General features: G+C 37.1%; 17 protein-coding genes. 6 read left to right on the top strand and 11 right to left on the bottom strand.

Features of this window, described 5'->3' with window-relative positions:
* Window positions 1–338: 338 nt before the first annotated feature.
* On the top strand, window positions 339–491 hold the full coding sequence (locus VKJ25_RS06035) for a hypothetical protein (RefSeq protein WP_324235722.1): 153 nt from the start codon (window positions 339–341) through the stop codon (window positions 489–491).
* A 1,575-nt stretch (window positions 492–2,066) separates the two neighbouring features.
* Here VKJ25_RS06035 and VKJ25_RS06040 read toward each other — a convergent pair.
* The 7 genes from VKJ25_RS06040 to VKJ25_RS06070 form a co-directional block, all read right to left on the bottom strand.
* Window positions 2,067–3,107, bottom strand: coding sequence for an NAD-dependent epimerase/dehydratase family protein (locus VKJ25_RS06040; protein WP_324235723.1), 1,041 nt, complete (start codon window positions 3,105–3,107; stop codon window positions 2,067–2,069).
* Window positions 3,108–3,541: 434 nt separating this feature from the next.
* Window positions 3,542–4,594, bottom strand: coding sequence for an NAD-dependent epimerase/dehydratase family protein (locus VKJ25_RS06045; protein ID WP_324235724.1), 1,053 nt, complete (start codon window positions 4,592–4,594; stop codon window positions 3,542–3,544).
* A gap of 1 nt (window position 4,595) precedes the next feature.
* The gene (locus VKJ25_RS06050) at window positions 4,596–6,071 is read right to left on the bottom strand and encodes a GMC family oxidoreductase (protein ID WP_324235725.1); all 1,476 of its coding nucleotides are present in this window, start codon (window positions 6,069–6,071) and stop codon (window positions 4,596–4,598) included.
* Window positions 6,072–6,545: 474 nt separating this feature from the next.
* Window positions 6,546–6,893, bottom strand: a complete 348-nt coding sequence (locus VKJ25_RS06055; protein WP_324235726.1) for a hypothetical protein — start codon at window positions 6,891–6,893, stop codon at window positions 6,546–6,548.
* Between the two features lie 186 nt (window positions 6,894–7,079).
* Entirely contained in the window at window positions 7,080–8,075 is a 996-nt protein-coding gene (locus VKJ25_RS06060; protein ID WP_324235727.1) for a decaprenyl-phosphate phosphoribosyltransferase, read from the bottom strand.
* A 684-nt stretch (window positions 8,076–8,759) separates the two neighbouring features.
* Entirely contained in the window at window positions 8,760–11,492 is a 2,733-nt protein-coding gene (locus VKJ25_RS06065) for a DUF4347 domain-containing protein (protein ID WP_324235728.1), read from the bottom strand.
* 309 nt (window positions 11,493–11,801) lie between these two features.
* On the bottom strand, window positions 11,802–11,963 hold the full coding sequence (locus VKJ25_RS06070; RefSeq protein WP_324235729.1) for an antitoxin: 162 nt from the start codon (window positions 11,961–11,963) through the stop codon (window positions 11,802–11,804).
* Between the two features lie 446 nt (window positions 11,964–12,409).
* Between VKJ25_RS06070 and VKJ25_RS06075 the strand changes: the two genes are divergently transcribed.
* Window positions 12,410–14,044, top strand: a complete 1,635-nt coding sequence (locus tag VKJ25_RS06075; protein WP_324235730.1) for an alpha-D-glucose phosphate-specific phosphoglucomutase — start codon at window positions 12,410–12,412, stop codon at window positions 14,042–14,044.
* Between the two features lie 376 nt (window positions 14,045–14,420).
* On the opposite strand, the gene VKJ25_RS06080 is transcribed toward VKJ25_RS06075, so the two are convergent.
* The 3 genes from VKJ25_RS06080 to VKJ25_RS06090 form a co-directional block, all read right to left on the bottom strand.
* Entirely contained in the window at window positions 14,421–16,538 is a 2,118-nt protein-coding gene (locus VKJ25_RS06080) for a hypothetical protein (RefSeq protein WP_324235731.1), read from the bottom strand.
* A 604-nt stretch (window positions 16,539–17,142) separates the two neighbouring features.
* Complete coding sequence (locus VKJ25_RS06085) at window positions 17,143–17,598, bottom strand: EVE domain-containing protein (protein ID WP_324235732.1); 456 nt, start codon at window positions 17,596–17,598, stop codon at window positions 17,143–17,145.
* Window positions 17,599–17,720: 122 nt separating this feature from the next.
* Window positions 17,721–19,208, bottom strand: a complete 1,488-nt coding sequence (locus VKJ25_RS06090; RefSeq protein WP_324235733.1) for a dihydroorotase — start codon at window positions 19,206–19,208, stop codon at window positions 17,721–17,723.
* Window positions 19,209–19,528: 320 nt separating this feature from the next.
* Here VKJ25_RS06090 and VKJ25_RS06095 point away from each other — a divergent pair, with 320 nt between their 5' ends.
* The 4 genes from VKJ25_RS06095 to VKJ25_RS06110 all read left to right on the top strand — a co-directional run bounded on the left by VKJ25_RS06095 (window position 19,529) and on the right by VKJ25_RS06110 (window position 23,908).
* Window positions 19,529–20,341, top strand: a complete 813-nt coding sequence (locus tag VKJ25_RS06095; protein ID WP_324235734.1) for an SDR family NAD(P)-dependent oxidoreductase — start codon at window positions 19,529–19,531, stop codon at window positions 20,339–20,341.
* Between the two features lie 391 nt (window positions 20,342–20,732).
* The gene (locus tag VKJ25_RS06100; protein WP_324235735.1) at window positions 20,733–21,551 is read left to right on the top strand and encodes an alpha/beta fold hydrolase; all 819 of its coding nucleotides are present in this window, start codon (window positions 20,733–20,735) and stop codon (window positions 21,549–21,551) included.
* A 20-nt stretch (window positions 21,552–21,571) separates the two neighbouring features.
* On the top strand, window positions 21,572–22,381 hold the full coding sequence (locus VKJ25_RS06105) for an alpha/beta fold hydrolase (RefSeq protein ID WP_324235736.1): 810 nt from the start codon (window positions 21,572–21,574) through the stop codon (window positions 22,379–22,381).
* Between the two features lie 606 nt (window positions 22,382–22,987).
* A complete protein-coding gene (locus VKJ25_RS06110) occupies window positions 22,988–23,908 on the top strand; it encodes a DUF4437 domain-containing protein (protein WP_324235737.1) in 921 nt (306 codons plus the stop codon).
* 275 nt (window positions 23,909–24,183) lie between these two features.
* Here the strand turns inward: VKJ25_RS06110 and VKJ25_RS06115 are convergent, their stop codons facing one another.
* Window positions 24,184–24,435: a DUF29 domain-containing protein gene (locus VKJ25_RS06115; RefSeq protein ID WP_324235738.1), complete on the bottom strand. Its 252-nt coding sequence runs from the start codon at window positions 24,433–24,435 to the stop codon at window positions 24,184–24,186.
* Window positions 24,436–24,618 lie beyond the last annotated feature (183 nt).

Genomic DNA, 24,618 nt, shown 5'->3' on the forward strand with positions numbered 1-24,618 from the left:
AACTTAGCCGTAGGCGAAGCCTTCTCTTAGAGTAGCAATCTCTACTCTGTAGATTATCTGGTAGTCTATTTTTTTGCTACTCCCTAAGTATATTTTTTCACAAAAATTACTGCTATTAAACACCCCTCACAATGAAAATTTTCTATTTAAAACGACATAATCATAATAATTAATTTTCTCCATCCTCCATGAACACAAAGTCAAACCAAAATCACCAATATCAAGTAGGAGGAAGTTTACCTCTTGATGCTCCTAGTTATGTCAAACGACAAGCAGATTAAAATCTTTATCATGCCCTCAAATTAGGATAGTTTTGTTATGTGTTGAACTGCCGACAAATGGGAAAATATAGTTTAATGTTACGGACTAAGGCGAGATTAGAAAAAGAAGGGTTTGCCTGTGCTGCAATTGATTTAACTAATGTGGGTATTCAAGAAATTAATGCCAAGCAATTGTATCGGGGTATTAGACCTCTCCAAAATAGAAATTAAGGTAAAATTATAGTGGCAAATTATATATATGCTGTCCCAAAATGAATAATGTATTAGAATATATTTATAATCATCCACTCATAAACAAAAAGGATTATTGGTATTACAGATAAACAACTCATAAAATTAATAGAAAATGCTCAAAAAGTTGAAGAAAAAAAAGACAGGCGATCGCCAGTGAAGAAAAAAGATTAATCAAGGCAGGAGGAGGAAGAAAAAAGTCTTTAGGCAAGGCAGAAGAGATAATGTTGACATTATATTATTTGCATCATGTACCAACCCGATCAACTACTAGGAGCAATCTAAGCGAGTTAGTGAATCAACAGCAAATAATATTTTTCGCGCTTTGGCTCGATATTTTGAGGGAATTATTACCACCCTTGTTTACTAGAGGAATTCTCGGGAAAAGAAAACGAATATTTATGGATAAAAGAAGCTTTGACAGAAATAGAATTGATAGTTGATAGTACTTCGTGCCGTATATATTCAGGCCAAAAAATGATGAAAAACAGAAAAAATATTACTTAGGAAAGCCAAAAAGTCATGACTGTAAAAATCAAATAGTAATCACTAGCTTTGGGAGAAGAAATAGTTGATGTAATAGTAGGAGAAAAAGGTCCAGAGAGTGATATAAATTCCCAAGCAAAAACCACAAAAAAAGTTTAATAAAGAACAAAGATTTCCAGGAGATAAAGGTTATCAAGGTGGGGAAAGAATTGACACGCCAAAGAAAAAAAAGAAACCAGAAAATCTCAGAAAAAGTCAAGAAAGAGAATCAAAAAAAAGCTCAAAAAAGAATATTTGTAGAACATGTAATAAGACTGATAAAAATATGCGCGAGTAGCACGAGAAAGATTCAGATTAAAAGAGAGTAACCCGTGAAAAAGTAATTTTAACAATATGTGGTTTAGTGAGATTAAGAATGGGAACAATAATGTTAAGATAAATCATAAATTTAGGTCTAGTAAAAAGCAATAAATAATTACATAAAAATGGTAAATAATTAACAATAACTATATGTAATACTATAAATCTCATAAAAAATGACTATCTGGAGGAGCTGGCGATCGCTCTCTCAAAGATAGTTACAGTAAGTGCTTGATAATTTTTGGAGATGTCTATTTTAGTTAGGTCATATTCTGGTTTCATACTTTTATAGCGCGTAGGGCTAGGGAATAGGGAAGAGGGAACAATAGAATATCAGTCTGATTTGCAATCGGTAGAGGGCGAATGCCATTCGCCCCTACAGATGCTGTATATTTTCTTACGTTGCGTAAGTCCCGATGAATAACGAGGGAGGAATCAACCGACCCCTAACCCCTCCCAGGAGGGGAAAAGAAGGAGCAGTTTTTTTTTGCTCACTAGACATCTTCAAAAATAAAACAGGACTTACGCAGATACTGTATATATAGCGTCTAAAACTATTGTACAATAGTTTTTGAAATCTATATATAGTACCTTTGCGTAAATCCTGTAAAAAATAGAATCAATTCTTATCCATAAATCATCAATCACTCCCCTCCTGGGAGGGGTTGGGGGTGGGTTCCCTATTCCCTGTTCCCTATTCCCTCTTTTCTAAAGAATCCACTTAACTGCGTTCAACACTCCCTGTTTGACTGGAGAGCGATGAGGACTGCCACCACTAGAACTCAATACATTTTCTCGATTAGCCAAATACCACTCATAGCTCTGAATCAACATTTCGCTGTTAGAATATTGTGGCTGCCAACCCAGTTCTGTAGTAGCTTTGGAAATATCAAAATACATCTCTCCACCGTATAACATGGCGTGATATATTCCCAAAGGAGAAACCCCTAGAGCGCTAGTAGCTTTCATTGCCCAAATTGTCGGTTTGGCTGGTAGTCCTTTAACTATAGAACCAGTTTTGGCGTGCTGACAAAGTGCTTCTAGGAGCGCCCGCATTGTGCCAAATCTGTCTGTACCACAGTTATAAAGTTCAGAACCGGGGCGACTTGCTGCTAAAATGCACGCTTCAGCAAGATCGTCAGAATGAACAAACTGATAGCGATTGTCACCTTTTCCCAAAACTGGTACATTATAGCCTTGGCGAATCCACTCGAACAGAATTTGAAAAATTCCTAACCTACCATGGCCTAACATTGTGCGGGGACGGATTATGGAAACATCTAACCCCTGCTGAATATAACTTTTGCAGAGATGCTCACCTTCTAGTTTAGCTTTACCGTAAGCTTCTAGTGGCTTAGGGATGTCAGCTTCTGTGACAGGATTTTTCTTGGGTATGCCAAAAATTGAGCTAGATGAAGTATAAACGACTTTTTTAACACTATTTGCCAGGGCTGCTGCTAACACATTTTCTGTTCCTTGAATATTTACAGAATTGAATAATTCTTTATTTTTAGCCAGTGGAACTTGGGCAACGCTGTGGTAAACTACATCTACATTTTGGCAGGCAGCTTTGACGGCTTCAGCATCTCGAATATCACATTGGAATAGCTTAACATTGGCGGGGCGATCGGGTGCATCAATTATATCTAGGATACTGCAAGATATCCCTTTCTCCAGCAGCTTTTTTACTAAAAGCGAGCCAAAATATCCAGAGCCACCAGTTACTAAAGCAGAAGACATAACATTCATAATTTTTTACCTCAATTAAATTAGGGAACAGGGAACAAGCAATAGGGAACAGGCAATATGTAACAGGGAACAGGGAATAGGCAATAGGCAATATGTAACAGGGAACAGGGAATAGGCAATAGGTAACAGTTTACTGTAGGGGTTTGGTCTCCAAACCCCTTGGCGCTTTGGTTGGGAAACCAAACCCCCACAATAAAATCTGACAACCTATTTAGGATTGCGATAATTAGAGATATAGCAGTTTTCAGTAGGCCCTACCATAAAATCTGACAACCTATTTCAGATTGCTATAATTAGAGATAGTTTTCATTATCAATTATCAATTACACGACTTACGAAAGCCACTATATATAGTCTTGGTGCGTTACGAAGTGCGCTAACGCACCCTACCAATAGCGTTTATGGGTAAGTCCTAAATTATTAATTATTAATTATTAATTATTAAACATCCATGTCAAACTACGACGCATTCCTTCTTCTAAGTCAATCATGGGTTGATAACTTAGCTCTCGTTGCGCTTTGACGATTGAGCAAGCAATGGTTTTGTTCATCTCGGAAAGTACATGAATTTTCTGGTGATAAACCCCTATTGCTTGCAGACTTCTGTCTACCAGCAAGGCTAGTTCGCTGACGAAACTAGGTAGCTTCAGGCGCGTGTGGCGACAGATTTGATGAAATTCTGTTTCTAAGAGATTTTCAACTGTGTCAACCACTTCATTCATGGTGTAAGGCCGTTCATCTGCAATCCAATAAGTTTCTCCCTTAGCTCTGGGAGTAATCCCTGCTAAAATCAGCCCTTGACAGAGATTTTCAGTATAAGCCATCGAGCGCAAATTGTTACCATCACCAACTATTGGGCATTTGCCGGTTCTAATCATTTCAAAAAATAGTGTTTGCCGTGGTGGCTGATGGGGACCATAAAACCAAGGGGCACGGATAATAACGGTTTCTAGTTTGCCAGCATCAAAGAAAGTCTTAATAGCTAACTCCATCTGCATTTTGGATTTTCCATACCCCATGTATGGGTTATAGGGAGAACTTTCATCAAACCGATGATCGGAATGAGGATTGCAACCACAAGGAGAGTTAGAAGACATGACGACTGCTCGTTTAACCGAGGCACTATGGGCGGCTGCCAGAAGATTCTCAGTTCCCCTAACGTTCACCTGATTAAAGTCATCAATTTTTTGGGGATGGATTATTCCTGCTGTATGAAACAAAATAGCCCCTTTCGCACCCTGACAAAAGCGATCGCAATCTTCTGGATTACGCAAGTCTCCCGATACTACTTCTATTTTTTTTGAAAGTGCTTTTAGAGGTTTCTCATCAGTACCTGGTAACACAAAACAGCGAATCGTGAGGTCTGGTTGTGGATTTTTCAGGGCTTCACAGTCGGGCAATCCGGCAACCAGTGCCTTAACCAGACTATATCCTAACCAGCCATTAGCTCCGGTTACTAAAACTAAAGGTGTATCAAAATTCATCATTCTAGCTCTCTTCTAAAAAATGTAAAGCATTTCGTCGGGCAATAGCCATCACAGAACCTTGAGGATTTACTCCCAGAGCAGTACAGAGCAAACTGGCATCAGCAACATACAGATTTTCCTGTCGATGAACTTTACCAAAAGAGTTGGTTGCACATAACTCTAAGTTTTCTCCCATAGGGCAAGATGAAAACAAGTGAACTGTCATCAGACTGGTATCTGAGGGAAGTTGTTCGGGTAACTGCTCTATGTCAGCTAGTGTAGTTAATCTGGTTGCTTTTGGTAGCAGTGGAAATATGGCTTTAGCTTTGGCAGCTATTAATAACCGACATAGATTTTTCAAGCCACTAGCTAATACCTGCAAATCATCAGAGGGCAGATTGTAACGCACCAAGGGATCGTCAAAGCCTGGCAAACAACGAACAGTACCTCTACCTGTTCCCTTTAGGGCAGCATAGTAAATGTTCATATTTTGCCAGTACTGATCGACTTCATGGGTGTATTCAGGATAATCCAACATGGCTAGTTGTAGGTAGGGGAGCGAACTGATAGAACCTCCAAAACTTAGCTTTGGTGCAAACTCTTTAACCTGATGCACAGCTACATCCAATTGTTCAGAGCTAACGGGTTCTGAAAATTGAGCAACAACTTTGACGGTGGGGTGCATCTGTAGGGCGTTACCTATATTGCGAGTGATGCCACTACGACGTAGCAATGCTGGTGTTTGTACTGCTCCAGCAGCGATAAAAACTGTTTTGGCAGTTATCTTAATTTGGTATGGGGAGGAACTATTGGTATAAAGTCCTTGGAGAATCCAGCGATCACCGAGACGACGGAGCTTTTTTATTTTAGTGTTGGCGAGAATTTTACCCCCTGTGCGCAGCATTTCGGGAACATAAGTTTTCGTCATAGATTGCTTAGTTCCCTTGAAAGCAACACTAGGGTCGTTATTTGGTTCGTACTTAAACCAACGGGGTACTTCCTGGGAGTCCCAACCAAGCTGAGTTGCACCTTCCTGCAATTTGAGAGATGCGAGGGAAGGTTTATCGGGTAGATAACTAACACTAACGGCATTTTCGCAGGCTTCATAGTGGGGAGCAAGTTCTGCTTCTGTCAGCTTTTGCACCTGAAATTTTTCTTGCCAGTGAGCTAAGACATCGGAAGGAATGCGGTGATAAAGCCCGCTATTGACTTCGCTGCCACCACCGACACATCTGCCCTCAACATACTGAATTTTGGGACTGCCAAACGCAACAGTAAGACCGCGATTCCGATATTTTTGCACCATCTCTTCCTGAGAAAAGGGGGTACATGATTCCAAAGGCAAATAAGGACCTTCTTCAATCAGTAAAACGTCGAGTCCAGCTTTGCTAAGAGTTGCAGCCGTAACCGCTCCCCCAGGGCCTGAACCAACAATAGCAACTTCGCAGTTGAGAGCAGTATCTGGCTCAGTGAGAATGTTTTGTTCGCATACTGTCATGTCAATTTTTCCTGGCTCACTTTAATAATTAATAATTAATAATTAATAATTAATAATTGATAATTAGGGTTTACTGATTAAATTTCCAACCAATAATAAATTCTGAATTATCTAATCTAATAGATATCTCCAGAAATCAAAAATTCCATCAATTATCCTACATAAATTATCAATTTAATAATTAATAATTGATAATTAGGTCTTACTGATTAAATTTCCAATCAATAATAAATTCTGAATTATTTAATAGATATCTCCAGAAATCAAAAACTCCATCAATTATCCTACATAAATTATCAATTATTTCTTCCTATTGCCTATTGCTGATTAGACATCTCTAAAAATTAAAAATATAATCAATTATTATCCATAAATCATCAATTACTCCCCCCCGTTCCCTGTTCCCTGTTCGTTGTTCCCTGTTCCCTATTTTCTGGAGATACCTATTGCCTATTCCCTCTTGTATAGAAATATCTAATTATTAATTATTTGATAATAACTAAATATGGTTAAGCTTTCGTAAAATCTTATCAAGTCACGACAAACTCTCAGAGGTGACATTTTCCAAGTTGCTATCTGATTAACTCGAATAGTCGGTGGAAGTTGATGAAACCTTTTGCCTCGTCTGATGATTGAGCAAAAATCAAAAATAGCCGTGAGGATAAACAGGGGTAGTTTTAGATAGTCAGGCATATTTCTATATTGTGAGCTGACAAACTCAACAACTTGATTATTAGGGAAGTGTAACAGAGGCTGATGTTTCTCTGAGTGTTTATTAATAAATGTATAACAAAGTGCAGATATAGTTGGTTCAAAATTCATTGTTAAATTAATTTTTATAGAAACATTCTGATGAATTGAGAAAATTGAATTAAATTAACTAAATAATACCATGTCCGGTAGCATCGTTTGTGTATAAAACTAAGATGACAATGGGAGAAAACCTTCTGCCTCCTGCTTTCTTCCTTCTGCCTTCCTTCCAGCAAAGTCTAATTATTCAACCGCAGATTATATAACGCCTTGACTGTTGAGCCAAAGTGTCAAAGTGCAAGTTATTAGCCAAGCAATTATTGTATATTGAATATGCTCATCGGAAAGTAACACTCGATCGGGAACTTCTGTCCTGTGGTTGACTGCCTTAACTTTTTCCGGCTTTTCCTGTAACTGATGAACCTTTACTGCGGAGTCACCTAAGAGCTGATATCGGAAGATACCGTACATGACAAAGGGTAAGGTAATGCTCATCCAAGGAGTTGGTACTTCACAAAAATCAGAACTGCAATTCCAGCCAGAACTCCAAATAGCATAACTCATAACTGCTCCTGTTGCTACAATACTTTCCATACGATTGAGCAGTGGTAAAGAATATACTTTGAGAACCTCGCGGGTAATGACTTTTCCTTTGAGTTGCAAATTGTGTAACTCTGCCTTGCGCTTCTCAATAGCTAAGAACAGAGCCAGCATTGCTATAAATATTAAAAACCATGGGGAGGGATATATATTAGTGACGATAAACCCAGCGCCAGCTCTTAAAACAAATCCACTAGCGATACAAGCAATATCCAATAGTGGCATTTCCTTAAGCTTTAAATTGTAGGCAACCTGAATCAGAGAGTAACAGGTTAGCACTGCTCCCAGGGATAAGCTGCAAAACCAGCTAAAACTCAGGGTTACTAATAGAAACAAACTGGCCATAGTTACAGCAATGGGTACACTGATATGTCCCGCTGCAATCGCCCGATTGCACTTAACTGGATGCTGACGATCTGACTCTAGATCTTTGACATCATTTAACAGGTAAAAACTGCTAGATACTATACAAAATAGACAAAATGCTATGAGAGTAGAGGAAAAAGAATTAATATTTATCTGAAAAGCAAAAAGTGGTGCAGCGAAGACCAACAAATTTTTTGTCCACTGGTTCGGTCTTAATGCCATGAAATAAGTTTTCAATGTCCCATCTTTGATGGATAGACTATTATTACAAGTCATTTGTTCAACCATACAATAAATCTAGTTTGATATCGAAACAAATAATAAACCAATAATAATTAAATCATAATTACATTGATATTCTTTTCACCTTTCTGGCTTTTTGCATATAATAGCAGAAAACAGGGGGCAGAAGTAAATATTTATGCTTAATATTTTCTTGAGAATCTGACGAATGAGAAAGTTAAATAAAGATAATTCTTACAGTATAAATATTTATATATACTAATAGGACTTACGCATTCACGCTATTAGTAGTAGTACGTCAAGGTTGAAAATGTGAGTTAAAAACCTAACCCCCCCCTGCAACGGAAGCTATGCTTTATAAACATCTTTATTTTCTTAACATAAAACTTGACAAGTTATGAGTAAATATTAATTCGGCTTTTTTGAAAATAAAGTATAAAAAAGTACATTTTTTTTGCAATTACTTAAGTATTTGTATTTAGCTACTATGATTGTTTCTCCTTTCTCCACTGCTCTCTTCTCCCCGTCTCCCCACAAAAGTTTCAGGATTTCCTGGTAATGGATAGGCAAGGGAAGGGAGAGAAATATAGCGCTGCACGCAGGCAACAGGCAACAGGCAACAGGGAAGAGGGAGAATAAATTGCTTATAATATAAGGCTTTTAGCTATTGGAAACCTCCTGCAAGTTGTAAAGCGTAAAGTGCGCACATTGCTATATTTTTCTTGTCGCTTATGCTCTCAGGATGAAATCATTCTCACTAATAGATGCAGTATTAGTGAGATTAGCAAATTCACTACCGCTACCAAATTCTGCTTCTGTTCCATTAGGATTGTAGAATAACTTCCCGTTACTGCTGTTGTAAACAATAACTCCTGAAGAAGTTTCGGCATCAGCATCAGTCGTAACTATGGCAAATTCACCATTGATACTGAAACCTCTTCCTGAGTCACTGGTAATAGCAGTAAATGTAGTTTTGTCAAGTATAATTCTATCTTTTTCTGGCAGAAAATCACTGATGGTATCTATTCCCACATCTTCTTGAGCAAATTCTTGATTAGTATTGAAAATAAAACTGTCAATACCCCCTCCACCAATGAGAGTATCGTCACCAGCACCACCGTTAAAGCGATCGCGACCTTGACCACCAATCAGAGAGTCGTCACCATTACCACCAAAGAGGCGATCGCTACCCTGACGACCTTGGAGGGTATCATTTCCGTTTTTGCCAAACAGGAAGTCATTACCTCGATTACCTATAATTTGGTCATCACCACCACTACCATTGATAGTGTCATTACCTGCTAAACCTTTAATAGTGTTATTTTCATTTGTACCATTCAGACGATCGCTTTTAGGAGTACCAGTGATATTTGGTGAAATTTGTAATTCTACTGCACCAATATCAACCCCTTCTCCTACAAACCGTGGTTCCCCTCTTTGGTCTGTCGTCAGTGAGTTCGGATTACTACCTGCATCAATGGCGGGACTATTGGGGAAAGGTAAGTAAGTTAACGTGAGACCACCATTGTCACTAAGGTCTCCAAGTAGAGGATCGGTGATACCTGTTTTGTCGCTATCATCGTCAAAAATATCAATAGCGTTACCTGTACCAATTAGATTATTGCCACCACTAACAACAGTGTTATTATTTCCTCTAGAGTCAAAATCAGTGCTAGAATTACCAGAGACAATACTAGAGGTAACAGTAGTATTGGGGTTGAATTCTAACTCATTAATAACTTTAGTCAGAATACCACTTCCTTGATTTGGTTGACCTCCATTACCAGTAATCGTACTATTACTGATGCTAGCTGTTCCAGCATTATATATACCACCACCATGGTTAGATATACCTCCGCTAAAAGTGCTATTACTAATATTTGTTGTACCTGTGTTGTAGACACCGCCACCACGATTCGCTGAATTCGTACTAAAAGTGCTATTGATAACATCTGTTTGACCTGAGTTCCTGATACCACCACCTGCTAAAAATGTAACATTTCCACTAAAAGTGGTGTTAGTGATAATAGCTTCGCCTGAGTTATTAATTCCACCACCATTATAAGCATAATTACCACTAATATCGCTATTATTAATGCTAGCAGTACCTGTGTTAAAGATACCACCACCATCACTTGTATCTGCTGAATTACCACTAATAGTGCTGTCGCTAATATTAACTGTACCTGAATTGAAGATACCACCGCCATTACTCCCAGCTGTACCTAGTGAATTTCCAGTAACATTACTGTTATTCAAAGTGACTATACCTGAATTCGAGATACCAGCACCGGTTATATCTGCTGAGTTTCCACTAATAGTGCTATCTTTGAGATTAACTGTACCTGTGTTTTGAATACCTCCACCAAGACTATTACCAAAATTATCACTAATAGTGCTATTGTTCAGATTGACTGTACCTGTGTTTTGAATACCTCCACCATAAAATGCTGAATTTCCACTAATAGTGCTCTTGGTAATATTCGTTGTACCTGTGTTGTTAATCCCTCCACCACCATTTAAGAAATTCTCTAAATTTCCACTAATAGTGCTGTTATTGAGAGTAAGTGTACCTGAGTTGAAGATACCACCACCAGAATCATTTGTTACAAAACCACCTGTAACTTCGGCATTTTGCAACTCTAGATTTGCATTCTCCAAAACATGAAATACTCGATCGCCTAATCCTTCTATACCTCCAGCATCAATAACTGTTTTTTCAACTCCGTCAGAAATAATTGTTGTTTCTCCACTTCCTGCTACAATATCTAAATCTCCCGTTGCAGCAGCATCTTCATCACTTCCTGAGATAGTCAGATTATACGTTGCTCCTGCTGTCAGTTGAATAGTATCATCTTCTGGGGTACTGTTTGCTTTAATTATTGCTTCCCGCAGAGAAGTAACTCCATCACTATCATCTACTATATCTTCAGTAGTATTTACCACAATATCTGCCAACACTCCTGCATAACTCGCCCTAATTTCTGGAGTAAATGCTAACGCTGACTTGAATTTACCGAATATTACTTCTAAATTCCAATTACCACCTCTGTTAATATTTCCTGTCAGGGTTTCCGAGGCAGCAATATTTGCTCCGGTGAGTTGATGCAGTTGTCGGACAAATTTTTTACCTTCTTTACCACTTGCTACCTGACAACCATAAATTAATATTTCCCCATCAGCAGACAAACATTTACCCCACTGCTGCATACTTTCGACGTATAAATGAATATTGTCATTTTTCAGGATACTATTTCCCAGATACAAAGTACCTTTTGCTCCATGAGAAATAATATGAACTGTTTCCAGATTATGGCATTCACCCAAACTTTTAGATATTTGTTCTATACCATTTTGATTGGGTTGTAGAATAACTACTTCTGTCTGAGAATCAACCTGTGAGATGAGGTGACTGTAATTTTCTACCTGGGAGTCGATGAATAATAATTTGGTTTTGTGCATAATTTTAGAAGGGTTTTCAAGTGTAGGAAAAATTAAAATTAGCAAGTATTCTAGCATTAATACAGGACTTACGCAAGTGCAACGTATTTTCGTCCGATACGACGGTCGGTAAGCAATCTCAAAGCCCTGTTTTTCCTACCTCATGGCTTTAGTCCTATAATATTTAGCAGTACGCTGAAAACTTTAAAAATTTTTTACAGGAGGTTCATAAATCTTCCGTATCTAACTCTTAACTACTACCTACTATAACTGAATATTTACCTTTAAAAAAGATAGTTCACGTTGGTTATTGACACAATCTTGAAGATATCAATCAATTAATTCTTGATAGCAAATTCCTTTTTCTTGGGCTTTTTTCTCAAAATATTCTATTACTTCATTTCCTAAAGATAAACTCACTTGTTGCTTTAGTTTTTTTGCATAAGGATTAGGACGACTTTTCATTTTAGTTAGATCATATTCTGGCTGCATACTTTTATCCTCGATATTGATTCAGACAATTGGATATTTCCTGGATATTACAGCACTTTTTAAATGGATAAACCACAATGTTCAAACCAAAATCCAGTAGGGACGTTAGCATTTTTGTTATGCAACGTCCCTACTGTGGTTTACAAAAATGAAAACCGCTGTATGAGTAGATTTACTCAAAAACAAAAATTAATTTTTATAAAGTGCCATATTTATTGTAAAAGTTATATACAGAATCTTCTTAGAGAAGAAAATTCAAAATCAAAAGTTAAAAGTTTAAATTAACTAAAACTGATAACTTAAATAACACAGGACTTACGCATAATCGACGAGTTTTGGTGATTTGAGATTGCTATCCTGACGGACTGCTTCGCAAACGCACCTCACGAGCAATGACAGAAATGCCTTGTGTTGCGTAAGTCCTATAACAATTTCCATAAACCATAATGAACGTACAAACAGTTACAACCCAACCATTTAATGACCAAAAACCGGGTACTTCGGGACTCCGGAAAAAAGTGCCAACTTTTAAACAACCTAACTACCTAGAAAACTTTATTCAGTCTATCTTTGACAGTCTAGAAAACTTTTCTGGTCAAACATTTGTACTTGGTGGTGATGGTCGCTATTACAACCGTGAGGCAATCCAAATAATTCTAAAAATGGCTGCTGCTAATGGAGTTGGCCGAATGTTAGTAGGTCAAGGTGGGATTCTTTCTACTCCTGCTGCTTCCTGCATTATTCGCAAAAATAACGCTTTTGGTGGTATAATCCTCTCCGCTAGTCACAACCCCGGTGGACCAGAAGAAGATTTTGGGGTTAAATACAATATTAGTAATGGTGGTCCAGCTCCCGAAAAAGTGACAAGTGCTATCTATGAACGTACTAAAGTTATTGATAGCTACAAAATTATTGAAGCTACGGATGTTAATTTAGATGAACTGGGTACTCAGAAAGTAGGGGAAATGACTGTGGAAGTTATTGATTCTGTAGCAGACTATGCTGAGTTGATGGAGTCATTGTTTGATTTCGGCAAAATATCGGAACTGTTAAAGTCTGATAAGTTTCGGATGTGTATGGACTCATTGCACGCTGTCACCGGACCTTATGCCAAAGATATTTTTGAGCAACGGTTAGGCGCTCCCGTCGGTACAGTGCAAAATGGTGTACCTCTAGAAGATTTTGGTGGCGGACATCCTGACCCTAATTTGGTATATGCTCACGACTTAGTAGAAATCATGTTTGGTGAAAATGCTCCCGACTTTGGTGCTGCTTCCGATGGAGATGGCGATCGCAACATGATTTTAGGGAAAAATTTCTTTGTTACTCCTAGCGATAGTTTGGCAATATTAGCTGCTAATGCACATTTAGTTCCTGGATATAGTTCTGGTTTAGCTGGTATTGCGCGATCGATGCCAACTTCAGCAGCACCAGATCGAGTAGCGGAAAAAATGGGTATTGACTGTTATGAGACTCCTACTGGTTGGAAATTTTTTGGTAATTTATTAGATGCAAACAAGGCGACTCTTTGCGGTGAGGAAAGTTTTGGTACAGGTTCTAATCATATACGAGAAAAAGACGGACTTTGGGCAGTATTTTTCTGGTTGAATATTCTGGCAGTACGGCAAGAGTCGGTAGAGGATATTGTCAAGGAACATTGGAAAGAGTACGGTCGCAACTATTATTCTCGCCATGACTATGAAGGAATAGAAACTGATAAAGCTAATACTTTGATGGATAATTTACGTTCTCTATTACCTTCTTTTGTAGGAAAAGAATTTGGCGAATATGAAGTTAAATATGCTGATGACTTTAGTTATACCGATCCCATAGATGGTAGCGTTAGTCAAAAACAGGGTATTCGGATTGGTTTCACAGATGGTTCTCGGATTATTTTCCGACTTTCTGGTACAGGAACTCAGGGAGCAACTTTGCGTTTGTATGTGGAAAGTTATGAACCAGATGTTAGTAAACAAGATCAAGATACTCAGGCAGCATTATCTTCTCTGATTAGTTTAGCAGATGAAATTGCTCAAATTAAGAATATTACAGGCAGGGAAAAACCTACTGTAATCACCTAATTTGAAGGTTGTTATTTGCCAGATTGTTTAGTTTGGGAGCAAGATGCTCCCACTATTTGACAGCGTTTTTCAGATCAAACTTTGTAGGTAAGTTCCATGAAACGTCCCTATAATTAAACTGGTAACACAACCATCCTGGTTGTTACAGCCTAGAAGGCTGTGTTACAGAGCGGTAGGGTGTGTTAGCGCATCTCGTAAAGCACCAAGGTACTATAATATAAAACCCATGTTGGTATCTCTGGACGAGGTGCAAGTTTTTGGCAAAGGAGACAGGATTCAACCCACCCCGAACCCCTCCCAGGAGGGGAGATGGAGAAAGAGAATCAGGAAAAAGGTAGAAAAATAGTCCTATATTAACCATCTCCCCATCTCCACTTTACGGTTCAATGTAGTTTTCCACTGTTTTGAAGGTATTGCCTTTTGAAAACTGATACTCGTAAAGGGTTTGGAAAAACTTAAGATCGACCTGGCGCCAGCTAACCCAGCCAATTCCTGAATATCTATCATCAGACAACGAGTACAATACAAAGCTTAACACATGGTTGATGTAAATGAGCGAAAATCCTTCTTGCTCCAGGATGACATTTTCTGTGTTACTGCGCTGATGTACCATGATCTGAAATGGTGATTCGTTGTTCCAGTCATCTTGAATAGATTGATTAAGAGCATTATATACCTGATTTTTGAAGTGATGAGTGTCATGCTCAAGCACGAAGCGAAACTCTTCTCTTTCGGTGTCCATTGCCGTTCTCTTGAAAAAATCATGGTGTCCGTCGGTTATAATCTTGTGGACAAAAGGAATGGAATATATAGCCTTGACATGACCTAAAGCATAAAGCGCTTCCACCGTCTCCAGTTGTTCGACAAAAAAGCGTCCCTGCTCAAGATCAAAGCTATTATCAATCACTCGCTTCAATTCAGGAACTTCCTCCAGTTGATCGGGATCAATATTCCTTAACAAAGCGGGGATGCTTTGTCTTTTTTGATATTGCGTATCAAGAACTAAAGTAAGTTCTTTCGTCTCACCAGCAAGCAGATGATCTCTTAGTTGACGTTGGAAAGAAGGAAGGTATATCTTCTGGTTTTCATTCCAAAACATTGACCTAATTGACAACTCTGCCGATGAATCGACATTGTTATTCGTTTTCCAATCTGCAACCACATGACCGACAACCTGTGATTTACCTAAGAAGGAGCCCCGTTTAGCTTGCCAAATCTGTACAGCTTTATGGGTTGGTCTGACGGGACCGACTTTCAAACTGTATTGGTTATCGAAGCTATAGGTATAAACTTTTTCTTCTTGACGATTCTGTTGCGCGATTCGCTCAATGTTGCCTTCCATAGGTGTTCCTGGAAGGGAGAACTTCACTCCTGAAGATGTTTGTGTAGAAGAAAGGTTTCTCCTGACATTATTATCACTGAATGAAATGCTCTGATCGTTCAAATCAGCATAGTATTCTTTTACCAGAGTAAACCTAATTCCAGACAAATTATTGAAATAATCAGCGTCTAGTAAAAATCTGTTTAACTTTTCATACAGCCAACTTAGTAGTAGTGATAAAAACAGTGGAATTAACACCAACATCATCAGTTCCCAGGGAGTCGATAACCATAAAAAGGAAAGAAAAGAATTATCTGTTTGATCTAAGAACATATCAAATGCCAAAACATATTGATTTCCATCCATGTCTTTGAAACGATACCAGAGTGCTCTGATGGCATTGGGAGTCCTTTTATCAGTGATATCAATGAAAATTCCAGTAAGTCCTGATGTACCTTCATAAACTTTTTGCGAATAAAAAGTCTCATATTCATTTATACTAGATTTATACCAAGGGCGCTCTCTGTAGTTAAGTTTTCTGTTATTGAAAACTCCATCTGAAGTCCCAGGATAAAGAGCTATAACACCATTTTTTTCATCAAATAAGTAGACAGTGTCTATTCTGAATCCAGGTACTCGATCTAAAAAATTCAGATCGCCTGTGAGATACTTAATAAATATTCTGCTATGTTCTAGACTAACGTCTTCAGGTTTTTTCGAGAGTAACTTCTCACCTTGCTGAAGCATTAGTTTTTGAAATTGACGAAAAACAACGCTTTGTTTTGATTGGTCAGATCGCTTTTGGTATTCGGTCTTCGATTCCGTATCAAAGTCAGCGATATAGATACAATCAAAATAGGCATCTTTTTTTATACTATTTTTTTTAATTTCTATTTTGAGAGCGTTATTACATTTACTAAAATCTGAAAGTTCTTGATTTTGGGGCAACACGCGCAGACCGTCAATCTCATCCTCAAGATTTTCCTGAGCTTTCTTGATAAAATCTTCAAAAACCTGAGTTTTAGGTGTTTCTTCTTTCAAACTTTGATGCCATGCAATATTAAGAGCTTGTCGCTCTAATTCCTGACGTAATCGAAAAATTGGAACTTCAACGAAACAGATTGCGATAAAAATCAACAAAAGCCTTACTGGTTTTACAGATTGCAAATTCATTGCATAATTTCTCCACAACAACAACAACATCGGTCAAACCAAACAGATTGAGGAAACAGCTAAAGAAAACTAAATATAGTGTTAGTGCAATTTGCGATCAGCTTCCTTTAATTCTCTTGAAGGTTTGAAAATTTTTAGGTATCAAAAAGTGCTAGCTTTTAGGTGTTTCCACACAAAAATTTAGCATTTTGGGTAAGAGTTGGGCAGAAAAACTAAGGGACAATTTTTCCGAGTACTTCTTCTATAATTCTCATTGATTCTGATACCAAATCCGGGCACAAAAAAGGTGTATACATATATATTGGTTAACACCTTTATACCTCTAAAATAATTAAGCTTAAACTTAAACTACCTGAATAAAAAGTTAGTTTCCGTAAATAAATTTATGTAGATTTATATAGATTATCGAGGAGTTTTTAATAGCATAAATTATGCATAAGCAACCAATAAACTAGATTTATTTTCGTGATATTGTTGTTGAAACCAAGAAACTTGCGCAAAGAAACCCGGTTTCTACAAAAAACCGGGTTTCTGGGTTTGCCTGCGTAGTAGGGGTTTGGTCTCCAAACCTCTACAATAAAATCTTACAACCTATTTAGGATTGCTATACATTTTTCATGGCTAAAATTTTCTCTGCCACATTTTCAGCAACAGGCATTACAGATAATCTATTTCCTTTTTTAACAACTAATAATTCATCTTCAGTAAATTGTTGTTTTAAATTAGCTAAAGATATTAACTGAGGAAATTCTTCTACAAATTCTACAGAAACAGTCTGCCACCGAGGTGCATTAGGAGTAGATTTAGAATCATAATATTTGCTTTCTGGGTCAAACTGAGTAGGGTCAGCAATGCCACTTTCTAATATTTTTACTAACCCAATAATCCCAGGAGGTGTAGTATTAGAATGATAGAAAAATGCTAAATCTCCAGGGTTCATTTGTCGGATAAAATTCCGTGCTTGATAATTTCTTACTCCATCCCAAATACAAGTTTTTTCTTGTTTCATATCTGAGATACTGTAAGTTTTTGGTTCTGATTTGATTAGCCAATATTTCATAGGGGAATAGGGAATAGGGAGTAGGGAGTAGGGAGTAGTTAAGGGTTTGGTAACACAACCTTCGGTGGTTGTTACAGCAAACGAAGGCTGTGTTACAGTGGATTTGCTGTAACTGATAACTGTTAACTGATAACTGTCTTATAAGGCCGTGATAAATATTTGCCTTGGGGCGAACCCAAAACTTCTCCATTATTATAAATCAAATTTCCGCGCAAAAATGTACTTTTCACTTTTCCAGTCAACTCCATTCCTTCAAATGGTGTATACCCCTGTTGTGACTCTGACTCACTCGCACGCACTACAAAAGTTTCATTGGGATCAAAAAGTACCAAATCTGCATCATACCCTACAGCAATATCTCCTTTTTCTAACAAACCATAACGTTGTGCAGGATTCCATGACAACAACTCAGCAATGTGATTATCAGACATTCCCCTTTTACTACCTTCGCTGAAAACTCCAGATAATAAATATTCTGTACCACCAAAACCTGATCTTGCTAACCAAATATTTTCCGGGTCTTGACTACTAGCTTTTTTCTCTGCCGAACAACAAGCATGATCGCTAACTATCCAGTCAATATCGCGGTTTAACACTGCCTGCCATAAATATTCTACATCTTCACGGGAACGTATAGGGGGATTCACTTTTGCCCATTTGCCTGTAGGTGCATCCACATCTAATAATAAATGTCCTACCGTCACTTCTCGGCGAAAATTAATATGAGGAAATGTTTTTTGCATCATTAATGCTGCTTCCAGTGCTTTCTGGGAACTCAGATGTAATAAATTAATATTGACACAATTAGTTTCATAAGCTAAATAGGAAGCAATAAAAATTGCTAATGCTTCGGAATGAGGAGGACGAGCAGCACTATAAGCTTTGAGACCAGTGACAGAAGTATCATTTTGGACGATTTTAGTATAAGCATTGAGAATATCAGCAATTTCGCAGTGCAAACTTAAACTAATATAATCCTGCATTTCTGGGTAAGTTTCCCGTAATTTTGTTAACCCCCGCATGATAAATTCAAAATGAGCAAAATCGTATCTTTCTGACTTGTCAATCATCAAAAATAGGTTTTGTTGGTCTGACATCCCGTGCAAACCATAGCCTCCATAAAACATAAATATTTTAAATGATGGCACCCCATATTCCTCAAATAAAAACTGTAATTCATCAATATGACTACTGCTAATGGGGGCGAGATGGTAGCCATAGTCTACAAAAAAATTACCTTCTGAAAGCTTCAATGCTTCAGGAAAAAAATCTTTGTAAGCACCGCCTCGGTTGAGATAATATTGTCCGGTACGAATATATGTTAAACCTGTTGTCACTCCACCCATGGCAGCAGCTTTGGTTTCTGTAATGGCGTCTTGAGGCAGGGGTTGATAAATACCAATATGTTGATGGGAGTCTACTAATCCGGGAAAACCTAATAATTCTTTGGCATCAAATATTTCTTTACCTAATTCTGGTTTGATTTCTGGGGCGATATGAGCAAACTTGCCATTTTTAATTCCTAAGTCGAGGTGAGCGATCGCATTATTATTTGGGCGCACCACCCGTACATTTTTAATAATTAAATCAAAATCTACAGTTTCTGACATTTTTTCTTCTCAATAATTCAGCAATATTTTTATTTTGACATAATTGGAAATTATACAAAAGTATCTGATATAGCTATAATTAAATATTTTTATAGTATTAGGCATACTTTTCACTTTGAGGCCAACCCTAATTTTAAAGGTATTTTTTATAATTAACAGGACTTACATAAATGTACTAGATATAGATTTAAAAACTCTTTTTAAACAGTTATAAGCACTATATACAGTCGATATGTAAGTTATGATTAACTCGAAAACTGCTATCATTTAGTGATATATTGTGAAATAGTTCAGGTCTTGAATAATTGGGTTACAAAATAATGAAAGATAGAAATAAAGCATTACAAGGTCGAACCGCTATAATTACAGGATCAGGTCAGAATATAGGTAGATCGATCGCCTTATTATTTGCCTCATCTGGTGCTAACGTGGTCATTAATGGTCATCGCCATCAAGAAGCAATTGAAAAAGTTGCCCAAGAAGCTCGTGATTTAGGGGGTCAAGCAATAGCAGTAATGGCGGATGTGAGTAACCCTGATGCAGTACAAAACATGGTTGATTCTGCTATAGAAAAGTTTGGTGCAGTTGATATTGCTGTCTCTAATGTTTCCCTCCGAAAAAGACAAAATTTTTCAGATATTTCCCTTGAAGATTGGCATCAAGTAATTAATACAAACCTTAATTCTGCATTCTATCTAGCTAAGGCCACAATCCCAGGGATGAAAGCTAGAGGATGGGGTCGGATTATTCATATTTCTGGTTATGATGGTTCAATAGGTGCAGCACACCGCGCTCATAATGTTACTTGTAAAGGAGGTCTTGATGCTTTCGCTAAAGCGATCGCTACAGAACTTGGACCCTACGGAATTACTGCAAATACTGTTAGTCCAGGGACGATTGATACTGCTCGTATTGCTAAAGATTACCCCAATTTACAAACTAAATACGAAACTATGAAAAAATTGATTCCTGTGGGTCGTCTGGGAACTTCGGAAGATATAGCTGAAGCTTGCCTATATCTTGCTTCGGATTTTGGTAGCTTTGTTAATGGTCAAGTTATTAATATTAATGGTGGTGCTTTGATGATTACTGCTCATTTAGATCCCATTATTGAACAACTCCAGGTTCAATAATTAATTATTAATTGTTAATTATTAATAATTACCAAAAAAAAGAGGTATAAAGCCTCCCCTGGTTCGGGGATGAAAAAATTTTAACACGGTTCCCGATAAATCAGTATTTCCAGCCTCCAACTAAAGTTGGAGGTTCACTCTCTACTGATAACTGATAACTGAAATGACCTCTTCTTATAAAAACCAAACAAATCCTTTCGTTTTCAGGGGATTATAACTTACGCTTTCCCAGCCAATAAACCGGGTTTATTACCATGATATTGTGGTTAAAACCAGGAAATTTGGGTAAATAAACCAGGCTTCTGCGTAAGTCCTGAAGATGATAAAGAATAAACTTCAGTATTTCAATATCCTCACTTCAAGAGTTGCTAATTATAACTAATAACTAAAAATGAATCAACCGGTTAAAAAAGCTTTTTTAGACACAGAAGACGGACAAATTTTTTACCGCATTGGAGGAGCTGGAGAACCTCTAGTTTTACTTCCTATGACTCCTCGAAGTAGCGATGAATTTAAAGAATTAATGGCAATTTTAGCTCCTAAATATCGTGTTATTGCTATGGACTTAATGGGGTTAGGAGATTCTGATAAACCTCCTAGAGAATATTCTATTTCAGACTATGCTAAAACTGTTATTTTATTGTTAGATGAATTAGGAATTAAAAAATGTAATATTTTAGGAAATTTAACGGGGGGTTATATTGCTGGAGAAGTTGCTGTATCTTATGGCGATCGCTTGCATAAATTAATCCTTTGTAATACTCATGGTTTTGATGCAGAAGAAGCGGAAAAAATTATTCAAAGATATAGTCAAGGATTTACCATAAAAGAAGATGGTTCCCATCTCATGGAAAGATGGTTAGCAAGAATTAATTATGTAGGAAAAGGAGCATTAAATCACCGTTGTGTTTTAGATGATTTAAAAGCTTTTGGAGGAACTATTTACCCTGGAGTTGCTCTGGGTAAATATTGTCTTTCTGCTCCAGAAAGGTTTAAAATTATTCAATGTCCGACCTTAGTTTGTAATGGTACTAAAGCTTTAGAGCCTTTAGACAAATATGGTTTTGTCAAGATAGAAAATCAAGGTTGGTTATCTGAAGTAATTCCTCATAGTCAAACAGTTAAAATCTCTGGAGGAACTTTATGGATGATTAATCAAATGGCTGAAGAAATATCTACAGTTATTGTTGATTTTTTAGATAAAATATAGATAAATATAAATTAAATTTTATGAAAATAAAGAGAGCATTTTTAGATACAGAAGACGGGCAAATACATTATCGAATTGGAGGAGAAGGTGAACCACTAATTTTGCTGCATCAAAATCCAATAAGTAGTGATGAATATCGAGAATTAATGCCTTTATTTATTAAAGAAAAAAAGTTAGTTATTGCTATGGATTTTTTGGGTTTTGGTGAATCCGATAAACCTCCTAGAATGTATTACATTGAAGACTATGCCAAAACAGTTACTTTACTTCTAGATAAATTAGGAATCAAAAAAGCAAATATTCTTGGGTATCATACAGGTGGTTTTGTAGCAGCAGAAGTAGCAGCAGCATACCCAAAAATAGTTAACAAACTTGTGTTATGTGGCATTGATTATTTTGAGGAAGAGCAAATAAAAAAACTTTATAATAAATTTTCTGAAGTTTACCAAATTAAAGAAGATGGTTCTCACCTAACAAAAAGATGGTCTGTTCGTTTAAGTTATGTAGATTTAGAATTAAATCATCGTTGTTTATTAGATGAGTTTAAATGCCATGGTTATCCTCCCTATGGTCCTTTGGCAATAATGAATTATGCAGAAAAAAGCTTAGAAAGATTTAGATTAATCAATTGTAAAACCTTGATATTATCTGGAACAGAAGACATCAAACAACTAGAAAAATTGGGAATTGCAAAAGCAGAAAATAGAAAATTTATTGGTGAAACAATTACTAATGCTAAGATGGTTAATATTGAAGGTGGTACTGTTTATATGATGAATCAAATGCCTAAGGAAATTGCTAAAGTAGTTATGGACTTTTTAGATAATTAGGCTTTGCTGATTAAATATAAAAAGATTAACAGATAAAGGTTTTAACCTTTTTAGGTCGGGAAAAAGTACCATGTTTTTGGCGAAGAAGGCGGAAAAATCAAAGGATAATTTTTCTGATTTATCGGGAACCGTGTACCTCCTCTATAAAATCCATTTGGGAACTATAAAATTAGGTGTGGTAATGGGGGGATGGGGTGATGGAGTGATGGGGGTATTTTTCTACCTTTTTCTCTATTTTCCCTCGACGCTCGGGGTTAGGGGTGGGTTGACTCGTGACTCCTTTGCCAAAAATCTGCACATTTGCAAAGATAGGGTTAGGGGTTCTATAAATCCCTATTTCTCTTGACTATTCACTATAAATCATAAACAAGTAGCACCATCTAATTAAAATTTTACCCCCTGAACGTTTCCTGGTTCAGCTATCTGTCAAGAATTACAGCAATTTCACGCCCGCGCGTGAGGTACAAAATTTTATTTAGTAACTTTAGTAACACAACCTTCGGTGGTTGTTACAGCAAACGAAGGCTGAACTGCAGTAGGTGTTAAGTGTACCTTACCATCCTCATGCATTGCTATAAAACAATAGGTATTAGAAGAGGTTTCTTGATGCAAACAAAACCAAAGCTTCAGACAAATATTTCTGCTGCTGCACAAACTTCTATTGGAAGAATCCATGTAGAATCTGAGGAATCTTTGAACTCAGTTATAGAATTTCCCAAAGTCAACTTTACAGTCGATAATTTTATTAATGGTGAAGCAGCAAAGACGCAAATTCTCTCAGCAGATATCAATACAGGTGAATCAACTCAACGAGTACATATTAGGAAGGGATGGACTGCTCCTATCGGACACTTCACTGAAAATTTAGAACTATTTGTGCTGAAGGGGAAAGTCAAACAGGGAGGTTTCCCTCTGCGAGAGCTATCATATTCCTATATCCCTGCTGGTGTACCCATCGGACCATGGATAGCAGAGGAAGATAGCATATTATTATGGATGCCAGAAGCTACACCTATTTATGTGACTGAACCCTATGCTCAACTCCCTCAAATTCCTGAAAATTCAGTCTATCACAAGCTAGCTCAGAGTGCTGTCGCTGTTCGTGACTATATCCCGATTAAGGAAATCAAGTCAATGCCTTGGGAAACTACGAAATATTCATATTTACCTCCTGGTGCTGCGCGACGAAGTCTTTCTTCAAATAAAGAGACCGGTCGCGATACTTGGATACTTGGTTTAGTTCCGATGTTTATTGAAGGAAACTTTCTCGGAGGACATCCGACCACTGAAGAAGCTTATATGATTATAGGGAGTATTCATGGTCATTGGGCGATGAATGACGATCCATTTAATCGGCGTTACTCAACCATGAGACAAGATGGTTATTTCTGGAGACCTGCTCATATTCCTCACGGTCCTTTTTGGACAGACACTGGGTCGCTTTTGTTATTCCGAACTAAGGGAGAACTAGGATATAATTGGATGCTTCACAATACTGATATTGGGCAGCAATGTTTTGAACCGTAATCTCAATAGGGCTTACGCAAAAATCAGGTTTATTAAGGAAATTTCCTGATTGAATAATTATGGTAACAAACCGGATTTCTTCTTTTGGTGCGTAAGTCCTAAAAATATAATCATAGTCAATTTTATGGCAATCTTTTCATCAAATCTGCAAAAGTATAAGGACAGATATCAGGTAAATTAACATCATAAACTTTTAAAAATTTACGCTTTGCTCGTTCATATTCAGGTTGAATATTTATTTTATTTAATAGAGTATTTGTCAGTCTGATCTCAATTTAATCTTGGAAATCATCAATTTCATCCATCCAATGTCTGCGTGATGAAATTTCGTTAGTGTAATCTAACTTTAACTTGTGAATTATAATTGGCTTTAAAAAGCTATGAACTGCGTTAATTTGCTCTTTTCCCAAGTTATCTATTTCCTCCTTCAAATTCTCCCAATCAAGTGACTTTTCATTATGTTCACTCAAAGCTTTTACTTGTTCTTCTGCCCATTGCACAAAATCTTTTTCATATAGATTAGTCATTTCAGTATTCCCAATAATTTAAGTTAGTTAATAACCAAAAAATGATGAAATTATTACTTTCCTAATAACCATTCAGCTATTAGCTGTCAGCTCTCACTAACAGAAGAGATTTTCAATGGAATATAGGCTTTCAAGTCAGCTTTTTTAGTTAAGATTTAATTCTGGCTCAATTAGCAAAGCTTT

Source organism: Okeania sp. (assembly GCF_035285525.1).
Classification (GTDB): Bacteria; Cyanobacteriota; Cyanobacteriia; order Cyanobacteriales; family Microcoleaceae; genus Trichodesmium.

Coding starts and splice junctions, on each gene's coding strand:
- VKJ25_RS06100 (WP_324235735.1), top strand. CDS start 20,733: ATGAATCAACCGGTTAAAAAAGCTTTTTTAGACACAGAAGACGGACAA.
- VKJ25_RS06075 (WP_324235730.1), top strand. CDS start 12,410: ATGAACGTACAAACAGTTACAACCCAACCATTTAATGACCAAAAACCG.
- VKJ25_RS06050 (WP_324235725.1), bottom strand. CDS start 6,071: ATGACAGTATGCGAACAAAACATTCTCACTGAGCCAGATACTGCTCTC.
- VKJ25_RS06110 (WP_324235737.1), top strand. CDS start 22,988: ATGCAAACAAAACCAAAGCTTCAGACAAATATTTCTGCTGCTGCACAA.
- VKJ25_RS06090 (WP_324235733.1), bottom strand. CDS start 19,208: ATGTCAGAAACTGTAGATTTTGATTTAATTATTAAAAATGTACGGGTG.
- VKJ25_RS06065 (WP_324235728.1), bottom strand. CDS start 11,492: ATGCACAAAACCAAATTATTATTCATCGACTCCCAGGTAGAAAATTAC.
- VKJ25_RS06045 (WP_324235724.1), bottom strand. CDS start 4,594: ATGATGAATTTTGATACACCTTTAGTTTTAGTAACCGGAGCTAATGGC.
- VKJ25_RS06055 (WP_324235726.1), bottom strand. CDS start 6,893: ATGAATTTTGAACCAACTATATCTGCACTTTGTTATACATTTATTAAT.
- VKJ25_RS06035 (WP_324235722.1), top strand. CDS start 339: ATGGGAAAATATAGTTTAATGTTACGGACTAAGGCGAGATTAGAAAAA.
- VKJ25_RS06085 (WP_324235732.1), bottom strand. CDS start 17,598: ATGAAATATTGGCTAATCAAATCAGAACCAAAAACTTACAGTATCTCA.
- VKJ25_RS06070 (WP_324235729.1), bottom strand. CDS start 11,963: ATGCAGCCAGAATATGATCTAACTAAAATGAAAAGTCGTCCTAATCCT.
- VKJ25_RS06095 (WP_324235734.1), top strand. CDS start 19,529: ATGAAAGATAGAAATAAAGCATTACAAGGTCGAACCGCTATAATTACA.
- VKJ25_RS06115 (WP_324235738.1), bottom strand. CDS start 24,435: ATGACTAATCTATATGAAAAAGATTTTGTGCAATGGGCAGAAGAACAA.
- VKJ25_RS06060 (WP_324235727.1), bottom strand. CDS start 8,075: ATGGTTGAACAAATGACTTGTAATAATAGTCTATCCATCAAAGATGGG.
- VKJ25_RS06105 (WP_324235736.1), top strand. CDS start 21,572: ATGAAAATAAAGAGAGCATTTTTAGATACAGAAGACGGGCAAATACAT.
- VKJ25_RS06040 (WP_324235723.1), bottom strand. CDS start 3,107: ATGAATGTTATGTCTTCTGCTTTAGTAACTGGTGGCTCTGGATATTTT.
- VKJ25_RS06080 (WP_324235731.1), bottom strand. CDS start 16,538: ATGAATTTGCAATCTGTAAAACCAGTAAGGCTTTTGTTGATTTTTATC.